This is a genomic window from Dellaglioa sp. CoH-57-MRSF-18 (assembly GCF_056781995.1).
Genome location: NZ_JBXAXX010000002.1, coordinates 82,962 through 95,553, shown reverse-complemented (window position 1 = coordinate 95,553; position 12,592 = coordinate 82,962). Strand labels below are relative to the sequence as shown.

Annotated in this window: 8 protein-coding genes, 2 pseudogenes and 1 riboswitch; of the genes and pseudogenes, 1 reads left to right on the top strand and 9 read right to left on the bottom strand. The window is 32.4% G+C overall.

The annotated features are described in order from the left end of the window. Positions 1-40 precede the first annotated feature (40 nt). The 6 genes from AC1RPG_RS02260 to AC1RPG_RS02235 form a co-directional block, all read right to left on the bottom strand. Positions 41-625 (bottom strand): ECF transporter S component, encoded by a 585-nt coding sequence (locus tag AC1RPG_RS02260; RefSeq protein ID WP_409022504.1) that lies wholly within the window; start codon positions 623-625, stop codon positions 41-43. A 117-nt stretch (positions 626-742) separates the two neighbouring features. Continuing rightward, positions 743-867, bottom strand: a riboswitch (FMN riboswitch). Positions 868-918: 51 nt separating this feature from the next. After that, the gene (locus AC1RPG_RS02255; RefSeq protein WP_409022503.1) at positions 919-1,650 is read right to left on the bottom strand and encodes a pseudouridine synthase; all 732 of its coding nucleotides are present in this window, start codon (positions 1,648-1,650) and stop codon (positions 919-921) included. A 1-nt stretch (position 1,651) separates the two neighbouring features. After that, on the bottom strand, positions 1,652-2,233 hold the full coding sequence (gene scpB / locus AC1RPG_RS02250) for an SMC-Scp complex subunit ScpB (protein WP_481761348.1): 582 nt from the start codon (positions 2,231-2,233) through the stop codon (positions 1,652-1,654). 25 nt (positions 2,234-2,258) lie between these two features. Next, entirely contained in the window at positions 2,259-3,011 is a 753-nt protein-coding gene (locus AC1RPG_RS02245) for a segregation and condensation protein A (RefSeq protein ID WP_481761349.1), read from the bottom strand. Beyond that, on the bottom strand, positions 2,995-3,363 hold the full coding sequence (locus tag AC1RPG_RS02240; protein ID WP_481761350.1) for an N-acetyltransferase: 369 nt from the start codon (positions 3,361-3,363) through the stop codon (positions 2,995-2,997). The genes AC1RPG_RS02245 and AC1RPG_RS02240 overlap by 17 nt, the downstream gene beginning before the upstream one ends. A 163-nt stretch (positions 3,364-3,526) precedes the next feature. Continuing rightward, a complete protein-coding gene (locus AC1RPG_RS02235; RefSeq protein WP_481761351.1) occupies positions 3,527-4,441 on the bottom strand; it encodes a CvfB family protein in 915 nt (304 codons plus the stop codon). Between the two features lie 307 nt (positions 4,442-4,748). Here AC1RPG_RS02235 and AC1RPG_RS02230 point away from each other — a divergent pair. Continuing rightward, positions 4,749-6,293 (top strand): annotated as a pseudogene (locus AC1RPG_RS02230) (IS1182 family transposase); the annotation flags it as partial. A 288-nt stretch (positions 6,294-6,581) separates the two neighbouring features. Here the strand turns inward: AC1RPG_RS02230 and pyk are convergent. The 3 genes and pseudogenes from pyk to dnaE all read right to left on the bottom strand — a co-directional run. Continuing rightward, positions 6,582-8,000, bottom strand: a pseudogene (gene pyk / locus AC1RPG_RS02225) (pyruvate kinase); the annotation flags it as partial. Positions 8,001-8,059: 59 nt separating this feature from the next. Then, positions 8,060-9,028, bottom strand: coding sequence for a 6-phosphofructokinase (pfkA, locus tag AC1RPG_RS02220; RefSeq protein WP_481761352.1), 969 nt, complete (start codon positions 9,026-9,028; stop codon positions 8,060-8,062). A gap of 111 nt (positions 9,029-9,139) precedes the next feature. Beyond that, positions 9,140-12,460 carry a DNA polymerase III subunit alpha gene (gene dnaE, locus AC1RPG_RS02215; RefSeq protein WP_481761353.1) on the bottom strand — a complete coding sequence of 1,107 codons (3,321 nt, stop codon included), beginning with the start codon at positions 12,458-12,460 and terminating at the stop codon, positions 9,140-9,142. Between the last annotated feature and the right edge of the window lie 132 nt (positions 12,461-12,592).

Sequence of the window (12,592 nt, the reverse complement as noted above, 5' to 3'; positions counted from 1 at the left end):
TGAGGAAGAATCACTTAAGAATTCTCCCTCATTAATTATACTATAGTTGTTTATATTTTTTATTATTTAACTGAACCCAACCATACATTCTCTGATATAAAAGACTAAATAACCCAACGACCAGAATTCCTTTTATAATATTAAAAGGAACAATACCAACAATAACGTACTTGGATACTGACATTCCGATATTCATACCGATAACATTCAAGTACACTGGTAGAATTACAAAATAATTTGCAATAGATAATACAGCAGTTAGTACAAAGGTACTCACTAAAACTGCCAAAATACTCTTTCCAAGTGTTGGCTTAAGGTTTCCTTTACCTTTGAGAAGATAATATGCTGGAAATGATACCGCCATTGATGCTAAGAAATTACTTCCAACACCTATCAAGCTGGCAATATCTGTTCCAGTTGAAACTAGATACAGCAATGAACGAACGACGGCAACCATCACACCGCTCATTGGTCCCAAAATAAAAAATCCAATTAAAATTGGTAAATCACTAAAATCAATTTTTAAATACGGAAAAATTACTGGGAAAGATAAAAACATTAATACGTATGAGATTGCAGCTAAGAACGCTGTAATCACAACTTTATAAACTGGTGACCGATTCATACTAGAAAACCTCCTGGAAGGCCATCTTCAATGAAGAACCTTTCAAGTAAATAAAAATGAACGCCATTAATCACTAAAGATTAACAGAGTTCATTTGAAATTACTTACTCAAATAAGCCCTATCTTCTTTATCCAGACTTTAACTGTCGGTACTGGAATTACACCAGTCCAGCCACATATACAATGTGGGTCGCGGACTATAACCGCCGGTCGGGAATTACACCCTGCCCCTGAAGACGAACCAAATATTTTATTACGCTACAAAATATAACATAGGATAAAATAAGTTACAATTATTTACGCTCGGCGATACTTTTCAATGCATGAACTTCTTCTTCAGATAACTCACGGTATTGACTCGAAGTTAATCCATATAAATCTAAGAATCCATAAGTTTCACGTTTTAATTTTTCCACTGGATGTCCGACCTCTGCCAACATATTTTTAACTTGATGATTTCGGCCTTCATGAATTGTTAATGAAACAATTGCTTTTTGCTTATTTTTATCTGCTGAAATAATTTTTGAATGAGCAGGAGCCGTTTTCTTACCATCAATTACAATTCCTTGACGTAACGTTTTTAAATCATCATTAGATGGAATACCATTCACTTTAGCGACGTAAGTTTTGTCAATCTTATACTTTGGATGAGTCATTTTGTTGGCTAACTCACCATCATTTGTCATTAATAATAATCCAGAAGTATCATAATCTAATCGACCGACTGGATAAATTCTTTCCCTTACACCTGGAAAATAATCCGTAACAACCTTACGATCTTTATTATCCTTAACAGCCGAAATAACTCCTCTTGGTTTGTAGAATAAATAATAGACTAATGGTTCTTCATTTAAACGAATACCATCAACTTCAATTTTATCTTCACTTGTGACCTTAATACCCAACTCACTTGCAACCTTACCATTCACCTTAACATGACCTTCTGAAATCATTTTTTCGGATTGTCTTCGTGACGCAACACCTGATTGCGCCATAACTTTTTGTAATCTTTCTGCCTCTGCCATATTATTCCTCATTTTCTTGTAATTTTTCGTTAAAATTATTTAAAAAAAGTTTACCTATTTCTCCATCAAAATCTTGATTTTCACTAATCACTGGAAGTTCTTTTAGTTCAGTTAATCCAAAATAATTTAAAAATTGCGTCGTTGTTACATATATAATAGGTCTTCCTGGTACATCAAGACGTCCATTTTCACGAATTAGATCTAAAGCAATCAATTTTTGCAGTGATCCTGAACTTTGAACTCCTCGGATATCATCAATTACAAGTCGTGTCACTGGTTGTTTATAAGCAATGATAGCTAGCGTTTCCAGTGCTGCATTAGAAAGTCTTCTTGAATTAGGATTTTCAAAATAATCTTTAATTAAATCTGCTAATTTCTCTTTTGTTACTAATTGATAACAATCATTATATTGAATTAGCTCCAAGCTAGAATTTATATCATTTTTATACTTTAATGATAATTTTTCAAGTTGTTCTTTAACTGCTGATTTCAATAATCCAGTTAATCTAGATAATTCTGCTAGAGATATTCCTTGATCCCCACTCACAAATAAAAGTCCTTCAATATTTGCTAAATGACTCACCTTCGTACCTCCTTAATACAATAATCTATGGTTCAATTTTTAAAATCTGAATCATTTCATGGCTATTTGCTTGTTTCAATTTAATTTGGTTTAATTTTGAAAGTTCTAATATTGCCAGAAAAGTAACAACAATTTCATCAACCGTTGTTGTTATTTCAAAAAAATCACTAAATATTAAACTCTTATTTGAATTTAGAATGATTTTTTTTATTTCTGATATTTTATCAGAGAGTGATGCTAGTTGCACATTAATTTTTTTCTCAATTGGTTGATGATTTATTTGCTTTATTAAAACTCTTTTAAAAGCATTCTCAAGTGTTTCTAAATCCAGGCCAGGTATATCAAGTTGAGGTTTATCAAATCTATTTTTAGGAATACTACTTTGTTCCTTAGAAAAATAATTCGCACGTTTATTTTCCCTGACGCTCAACTCTCCAGCCGCCTCTTTAAAAATTTGATATTCAATTAATTGTTCGACTAGACTTGCCCTTGGATCAGTTTGAGTTTCCTCTACATTGGAAAATTCTGCCGGTAATAACATTTGACTCTTAATTTTCATCAACGTTGAAGCCATCACTAAATATTGACCAATCACATCTAATGACATATTCGTAGTATCTTTAATAATAGTTAAATATTGCTCTGTTATTTCTGAAATTTGAATATCATAAATATCCATCTCAGAATCTTTGATTAAATGCAGTAACAAATCAAGTGGTCCTTCAAAAGAGGTTAATTTTAATGTTACCTGACTAATAGATTTAAATTTTTGACTCATTTTTTTGCATTTCCCATTTTTCAATTAATTTTGTAGTATCAATTGTACCCATGATTTTTTTATCAGGATATAGCGATAATACAGCGTTCAGAATCAAAAAACTAACTTTTTTATGTCTTTCATCTGGACTCAATGATATTGCCCGAACTACGACAACGTTGCCATCATTTTCAATACCAACTATACCAGTAAAATTACCTGCCTCATTTTTCCAAAGATACAAATCTCGATTTTCTGTATCTTGATAACCTTTAATTGCTAAATTAATTCTAGTAACATCCTTCAAGTCAGGTATAAATGACAACAAGCCCATCGCAATTTTTTCATAATCATTCTTATACTTAATAAGCATTATTGTTCTCCTCTACACGCACGGCATTCATGAGACAATTCATATATTTAAAAATAACTAATATACTTGTTTGTTACCGATATATTAATTTAACGTTGAACTAATAAATTATATTTTCAAATAATTTTATTTATTATCTCTTACCTACTAAAATAGTTTTCTATTAATCATCTGTTTCGTTAATTAATTCATCATTATTAGTTTCAAATTCCTCAGGCATTTTTATTAAAATAAGATTACCATCTTCTTGTTTAACATAACGCTCTTTTAGCAGATGTCCAACAGCTCTCTTAAATTGACCTTTGCTGATACCAAAATATTCTTTAATGTCTTCTGGATTACTTTTATCAGTAAAAGGTAATGTTTTTTCATCATTATGACTTAATGCAGCAATCAACATTGCTGCATCATCACTAATTGCTTCATAGGCACGTGGTTTGATAGATAGATTAATTGTACCGTCAGTTCTAATTCCAATTACACGTCCTTCTAATACTTGACCTAATCTAGGTTCATTAAATCTTTCAGATGGATGGATAAATCCAAGATAATCATCATCAGTAATTACAAAAGTTCCAATCATTTTTAAGCGAATAACTGTAAATTTCATATTTTTATTTTTTAATGAGTCATCAGGTTTCTTAGCAATTGATCGAAACATTTCTTCGTCCGCAACATCACCCCAAATACGATCTTTGGCATCAATTTTAAGTCCAACCATTAATCGATCACCAGCTTTTGGCCAAAGTGATTTCATTTCTGGTAAATCATCTAGTGAAACTGCTACATCTTTGTCTGGTAAACCAATGTCAACGAAGACACCTAAATCTCTTCTAACTTTTACAACGTCTCCGAATGCATATTGATCAATGCCAGCTCTAGGAATTATTGTTGATAAACTCAAATCATGATCTTCGTTCTCATACACAAAGCCTGTAACCATCGAACCGTTCGCTAATTGACTGTTTTTTTCATCTTTCAATAAATGCATTGTTATACTATCTTTTTGTACTAAAAATTCTGTATCATTCTCATCAGTTACCATTGCGGTAACAACTTGTCCCATTATTGAACTCATTTATTTCTCCCATTCAAAAAAATATTATTTTATATTTCTTTATTCATATTTTAAAATTACATACTCACATTTTACCTGATATTAGGCTTAATAGCCAATTGAATAGAAATATTGTGTAATAAAAAAGGGGCTGTGACATAAGTCTCTTCAATATGATATTAAACAAGTCTCCCGAAATCTTTTTTGATTTCGGGAGACTTGTTTCTTTTTACTACTTTTTAATATATTATCTAATTAGAAAAATAAAAAGGAACACTGGCCTTCGACCCCCAATGCTCCTTAATTTAATCCTCGAAAGGACTTAAAAATGCAAAATTATTATAACATAAATCAGACTTGTTTAGCCATCTCAACTGACTATATACCAGAAAAGAATAACACTGCGTGTTATATCAATACGCTAATCGAAAAATTAGAAATAAAAGAACCTTATCTTTTTGGTCGCCCCCGTGAATATAATCTTTCAGCTTTATTGAAGTTATATCTTTTTGCTATAACTCGAGGTGTTTTTAGTAGTCGTCGGGTCGCCTTACTAGCACAAGAAAATTTATCGGCACGTTGGTTAACACAAGAGCAAATGCCATCTTACCGAACTATTGTCCGATTTAGAACGTCGAATGAATTAACTGATTTAATTGATCGCAGTTTAGATACCTTAGTCGAATATTTACGACAACAAAATATGATTAGTGATGCCATCTTTATTGATGGTACTAAGGTTTTGGCTAATGCTAATAAATATAGTTTTATTTGGAAAAAGAATACAATACGTTTTGATCAAATGAATCGCGAAGCGATTTTAGAGCTACTAGTTGAATTAAAAACAGCGCATGCTGCTTGTAAAGTCCCAGAAGGCTCCAATCTAACACTAGAAATGATTGAAGAAGTTATCGATCGACTTGATCAGAAATTAGTAGCATTAGACCAGGAAGTTTCAAGAACTAAGAAGATAAGTCCCAATCCAGCTAAAAGAATTCGAAGAACCCTAAAATCTAAGAAGAATCAATTAACTAAACGCCAACATAAATTAAGTGAACATGAAGCACAAATGAAAATATACGGTACTCGAAATAGCTATTCTAAAACTGATCATGATGCAACTTTTATGCGTATTAAAGAAGATCCAATGTTAAATGGTCAACTTAAGCCAGCTTATAACTTACAAATTGCGACCAGTAACCAATTTATTTTGGGCTACCAATTATTTCAAAATCCAACAGATACTAGAACACTTCAACCGTTTCTTAAAACGTTAAGTACTCATAATAAATTAGATAAATACATTGTTGCCGATGCCGGATATGGATCAGAATCAAACTATCGTTTCATTGAAGATGAATTACCAAATCAAACTGCTATAATTCCTTACGGTACCATGATTAGAGAACAAAGCAAAAAATGGCGAACTGATGATAGAAAAGTTATGAACTGGGATTATCATGAAAATAATGATTACTATATTGATCCGCACGGCGTGCGATTTAACTTTAAAGCGTATCGGAAAAGAACCGATAAATATGGAATAGTTCGTGAATTTAAAGAATATCAAGCAGAGTTACTAGATGAGAATCAGATAATTATTCCTGCGGCTAAAACACTTAGAGGTGCACGTCGTAAGATTCAAGTTAACGGATCTTGGGAATATTTTAAGGCACAACAATGTGAACGACTTTCTGAACCAGAAACGGGTCAAATTTACGCGCACCGTAAAATTGATGTAGAATCCGTTTTTGGTCGAATGAAGGCCTCTTTGCCGTTCAATCAATTTCTATTGCGAGGGATTGAGAAGGTTAAAAAGGAAGCAGGTTTGATAGTAATGGCATTAAATATCCAAAAATTAGCCAGTTTAGGAGGTAAATAATACTTCTGTTTTCTATATTTTTTTAAATAAAAAGAAATAAGGCTCCAGAAATCAAAAAATGATTTCCGGAGCCTTATTTTGAACTTTATTGAAGGGACTTATGTCACAGCCCCTTTTCCAATTTTAAAATATTCAAGTAAGGATTGATACAACCTGATCAATATTATCTTAATTAGTCAATTATATTCATGATTAACCCAATAACATTTTTCGTCACCAATGTCTTACCGATATACTAACTTAGGTTCATCATGTACTTGAACCTTAATATAATTAGTCTACTAATTGAACTTTCAAACTGTTTGTTGTTCCTTTTTCACCAACTGGAAGACCAGCAGTGATTAAGATAAGGTCACCTTTTTTAGCGAAACCTAATTCTTTAGCTTTTTCAGTTGCTAAACTAAACAATGCATCTGTTGATGCTGGTTTTTCAGCAATGATTGGGTGAACACCCCAGTTAACTGATAAACCATGACGAGTTTGTTCGTCAAAAGTAATAGCTAAAATATCTGAGTCAGGACGGTATTTAGAAATCATACGTGCTGTTTGACCAGATTTTGTAGCAGCGATGATAGTTTTAATACCTAAGCTATCAGCTGTTTCAGCAACAGCACGACCAATAGTTTCAGTAACATCATTTTTGTCAAATTCATTTAATGCAAATGAGCTATGTGCACGCAATGCATTTTCAGATTTTTCATCAATACGAGCCATTGTTGCAACTGATTCTACAGGGTAGTCACCATTAGCACTTTCACCTGAAAGCATTGTTGCATCTGTTCCATCAAATACGGCATTAGCAACATCAGATGCTTCAGCACGTGTAGGACGTGGGTTTTCTTGCATTGAATCAAGCATTTGAGTAGCAGTAATAACTGGTTTGCCCAAAGCGTTACATTTTTTGATTAAGTCTTTTTGAACTAAAGGAACATTTTCAGCAGGAATTTCAACACCCATATCGCCACGGGCAATCATTAATCCTTCAGAAACTTCCATAATAGCATCAATATTATCGATACCTTCTTGTGATTCAATCTTAGGGAAGATTTGAACATGTTCCATTCCTTTTTCTTCAAGTAAAGCGCGGATATCTAAAACATCAGCTGGTTTACGTACAAAACTTGCAGCAATGAAATCAATGTTTTGATCTAAACCAAAACGAATATCGTCTGAATCTTTTTCAGTAATACCAGGTAAGTTAATTGATACACCAGGAGCGTTAACACCTTTACGTGAACCTAAACGACCAGAATTCATAACAGTTGTTACTAATTCGTTAGCAGCTGTATCAATTTCATCAATTCTCATATCGATAAGACCATCATCAAACAATACGTGGCCTCCAACATGAACATCTTCAATTAAACCTGGGTAAGTAACAGCAATCTTTTCTTTTGTTCCTTCAAGTGAATCATCCATTGAAATACGAACAATATCATTAATTTCAAAGTTGATTTTACCTTCTTTTTGAACAGTAGTACGGATTTCTGCACCTTTAGTATCAAGCATGATACCAACCATTTTACCAGTAATTTTTTCTGCTTCATGAACTAATGTCATACGACCTAAATGTTCTTCATGGTCACCATGAGAAAAGTTGAAACGGAAAACATTAGCACCGGCTTCGATTAATTTAACAATTGTATCAAGATCTGAACTGGCTGGACCAAGTGTACTTACGATTTTAGTTTTTTTCATTAGATTATGATCTCCTCTTAGTTTACTTATTATTTATAAATAACAATAACAGTATTATATTATTTTGGTGTTGAAAGTCGTGTATTTAAGTCTAAAAGACTCAAATCTGTATGATGTTTATGTTCTTCAAGCGTTGCAACAATATCTTCAGCAACTAATTTGTTGTCTTTAATACCAATTGCTAATCCGCCTTTACCTTCCATAAGAAGTTGAACAGCATAATCACCAAAACGACTTGCTAAGACACGATCTTTGGCAGTTGGTACGCCACCACGTTGTGTATGGCCTAAAATAGTCACACGTGTTTCAAAATTACCATATGTGTCTAATTCAGCAGCAAATTCACTAGCTCCCATAACACCTTCAGCTAATACGATAATTCCTGAATCTTTACCATGTTCACGGTTACTGTTGAGCTTGTCTGCAATTTCTTGCATGTTATATCCTTTTTCAGGAATAACAATAACATCAGCACCACCAGCAATACCGGACCATAAAGCAATATCTCCAGCATTTCTACCCATTACTTCAACGATAAACGTACGTTGATGTGAACGAGCAGTATCGCGAATACGATCAATTGCATCAAGAGCTGTGTTAACAGCTGTATCAAATCCAACTGTGAAATCTGTATCAGGAATATCATTATCGATTGTTCCTGGAATACCAACAGCGTTAAATCCACGTTTTGTGAGTGCTAAAGCACCATGGTATGAACCATCCCCACCGATAACAACTAAAGCATCGATACCGAACTTTTTAAGTTGTTCGATACCTTTTAATTGTCCTTCAGCAGTTGCAAATTCAGGATAACGGGCTGAATATAACATTGTTCCACCGCGTTGAATAACATCATCAACGTCAGCATATTCAATTTTATGAATATCGCCAGCAACTAAACCAGCAAAACCATAATTAATACCGTATGCTTCTAATCCTTCACCAATTACACGACGTGCAACAGCACGAACTGAAGCGTTCATACCTGGCGCATCTCCACCACTTGTTAAAATACCAATGCGTTTCATTTCTTCACCTCAATAAGTAATTTAAGTACATATTTCACTCACTATATTAACACTTTTCAGAAAAGTTGTCTTGTTAAATGTGAAAATATTTTCAGTATTTTCAAGAATAAATTACTTAATGACGACATTTTCAGAACCTAATATTTTTGTAAGCGCTGTATGTGTTTCTTTGTCGTTCCTTAACCAATAAGTTCTATCTAAACTAATTTTACGATTGTCTTTTTCATAGTACAAAATAACCGGTGTTTGACCTAACCTTATTTTCATGGTTTGCATTAATTTTTCTATTTTTTCATTTGTTGTTTCTTTAGTAATCTTCAAAAACCATTTTTTTTGAGTTATTCGTTTAAAATAATCATCTGCTAATTCTATTTTTTTAACAATAATTTGTAATCCTCTATTTGTTTCAACATCCCCCGAAACGACAACGACCTTATTTTTTTCAAGTAAAGATTCTTTCTGTCGAAATAAATCAGGAAATATTGTCAAATCAATCTCACTTGTTTCATCCGAACCATTTACAAAGGCCATTTGTTGACCCTTCTTTGTTCGAATAACTTTTACTCTCGTAAGATTAACTAAAATGGTTACATGTGTCTTATCAGATATTTCCGATATTTTTTTAAAATCGCTTTGATTTAGCTGTTTCCGATACTTCTCAACCGGATGTCCCGAAAGATACGCACCTAAATATTGTGATTCTTTTTCTAATCGAACCATTAATGGAAAGTTTGATTGTCTTGCTATCTTAGGTGTTAATAATTCAAATAAATTAGTATTATTTCCACTTAAATCAATACTACTAATTAATTCTGGTAGAGCACTAATCAACTCAGCACGATTATATTCAAATTGATCAAAACACCCAGAATATATTAAAGCTGAAATATTTTCCTCATTTAAATATTTTTTATCTATCCGATGCAGGAAGGATTGGAAATCTGTGAACAATTCTTTTTTCCGTAATGTAATGATATGTTCAATAAAGTCTTTTCTAAGTCCTTTAATACTATTTAATCCAAATAAAACAATATTTTGTCTTAAACTAAAACCTACCTCGCTCATATTAATATCAGGTAATTTAATTATTACATGATATTGCTTTGCTTCCACTAAGTATTCTTTTATTTTTTGCGGATTATTACCAACGGAATTTAAAATAGCTTCAAAAAATGCAGCTGGAAAATTAGCTTTAATATAGGCTAATTGAAAAGCAATTTTACTATAGGCAACGGCATGTGAACGATTAAATCCATAATTAGCAAACTGCTCAATATAACTATAAACTGTTTTAGCTACATCTTCTTGAATTCCATTATCATATGCCCCATTGATAAACTGAGTACGCATTTCATCAATAGTCTTTTTTTTCTTTTTACTCATTGCTCGGCGTAGTAAATCAGCTTCACCAAGTGTAAAATTACCCATCTTTGATGCGACCTGCATAACCTGCTCCTGATAAACTAATACACCATAGGTTGACTCAAGAATTTGTTTTAAACTATTGTCCGGAAATGTTATTTTTTCAAGATGATGTTTTCGTGCAATAAATGTATCTATATTTTCCATCGGACCCGGCCGATATAACGCATTTACAGCTGCGATATCTTCAAAAGATGTTGGTTGTAATTTTTTTAAAACATTTTTGATACCATTAGATTCAAATTGGAAAACACCGGATGTATCACCTAATCTAAAAAGAGCTAATGTTTTTTCATCTTCTAAATTAATGAATGCTGGATTGAAGTCTGCTTGATAATTCTTTTTAACCTGTGTTACAGCTTGATCTAAAATATTTAAATTACGTAGACCTAAAATATCGATTTTTAATAAACCAACATTTTCAACTATATCTTTAGAATACTGCGTTAAAAGAATATCCTCACTTCCATTTTGTAACGGAACCACTTCTCGTAAATCAATTTGGCTCAATACGACCCCTGCTGCATGCGTAGAGTAGTGTCTTGGAATCCCTTCGATATGCTGCGCAATTGTAAAAATATTTTTATTTTTGGAACTATCATTAACTAAATTACGTAATTTTTGTGATTGTGCTAGCGCCTCTGTCAACGTAATTTTCAAAACATTTGGAATTGAATCACTCCACCCTTTCATTTCAAAAGGTGATACACCAAATACTCGACCAACATCCCTCAAAGCCTGTTTTGCTGCCATTGTGCCAAATGTAATAATTTGAGCCATGTGATAATGTCCATATTTTTGATGTAAATAATTAAGGATTAGTCCACGTTTATCATCTGGAATATCTAAATCAATATCCGGCATCTGAACACGTTTTGAATTCAAAAAACGTTCAAACAATAAATTATATTTAATTGGATCAACATCCGTAATCGTTAAAACGTAGGCTGTGATCGATCCAGCAGATGACCCTCGTCCTGGGCCAGTTATAATATTTTGCGAATGAGCATAGTTCATAATATCCCAAACGATTAAAAAGTAATCTTCAAATCCCATTTGTTGAATAACGTTTAACTCAAGTTCTAATCTTTGTTTATATTCCTTAGGTACACCATTTGGAAACCGCTCATTTAATCCAGTATTACACATACTTCTCAAATAACTATGTGCTGTTTCATTATTAGGTAATGGATACTCAGGTAGTTTGGGTTGTGAGAATGTTAATTCCAGAGACGTTTCATCTGCTAAATTTTGGGTTTCTTGAATTGCATCTGCCATTAGCAATTCTTGATATTGCTCCGTTATCTCTTTTGGATTTCTTAATGCATATTCTCCCTGAATTTGTTCATCAACTTTATTAATTAAAATCGTTTCACCAGTACTAATTGCCTTTAACACATCAATATCAAACTGATTTTCAGCATCCAAATAAGCTACTTCATCTAGCGCAATTACACGAATATCAAAATTTTGAGCTAAAGATTTAATTGATTGTGCCGTAATTTTATCCATTAAGTGAGATAGGCCAACTCGAATATTTTCTGAACCTATTAAGCTTTGATATTTGGCTAATAATTCTTTTGCATCGGATATTTGACTTTGTTCAATTAAATAACTAAATTCACTTTTTTCACTAGGTGATAATATAAATAAACCGTCTAAATAGTTAGTTAAACTACTAAAGTTTAACTTATCATCATTTAAGGTCATTTTTAAGGTCGATAATTGCATTAAATTTTGATAACCTTGTTTATCTTTTGCAATAAAGGTCAATTCATATTCATGGTTTGTTTCGATTAAACCGGAGATATCTAACGTTAGTCCGATAATTGGCTTAATTTCAGCTTTTTGACAGGCATTATAAAAATCAATTGCACCATACAATGTATTATTATCTGTTAAGGCAATTGCTTTATAGCCTTTACTTTTAGCACTTTGAACAAGATCATTAATTTTAGTGGTGCTTTGTAATAAGCTGAATGAACTTTTAACTTTTAACGGAACAAACATTTTATCCCCCTTTTCACGTATCTATTAATGTTATTATACAAAACTTTTTAACAATACCCAATAGACACTAAAAAGCTTTTGCAAAAATAATTATTTGTGCTAAAATTAGCTTTGAATGTGAGGTGCTGTTCT

What these genes read in the sequence shown, in the direction of transcription:
- AC1RPG_RS02260 (WP_409022504.1), bottom strand. Translation starts at nt 625, where the DNA reads ATGAATCGGTCACCAGTTTATAAAGTTGTGATTACAGCGTTCTTAGCT.
- AC1RPG_RS02255 (WP_409022503.1), bottom strand. Translation starts at nt 1,650, where the DNA reads ATGGCAGAGGCAGAAAGATTACAAAAAGTTATGGCGCAATCAGGTGTT.
- AC1RPG_RS02245 (WP_481761349.1), bottom strand. Translation starts at nt 3,011, where the DNA reads ATGAGTCAAAAATTTAAATCTATTAGTCAGGTAACATTAAAATTAACC.
- AC1RPG_RS02240 (WP_481761350.1), bottom strand. Translation starts at nt 3,363, where the DNA reads ATGCTTATTAAGTATAAGAATGATTATGAAAAAATTGCGATGGGCTTG.
- AC1RPG_RS02235 (WP_481761351.1), bottom strand. Translation starts at nt 4,441, where the DNA reads ATGAGTTCAATAATGGGACAAGTTGTTACCGCAATGGTAACTGATGAG.
- pfkA (WP_481761352.1), bottom strand. Translation starts at nt 9,028, where the DNA reads ATGAAACGCATTGGTATTTTAACAAGTGGTGGAGATGCGCCAGGTATG.
- dnaE (WP_481761353.1), bottom strand. Translation starts at nt 12,460, where the DNA reads ATGTTTGTTCCGTTAAAAGTTAAAAGTTCATTCAGCTTATTACAAAGC.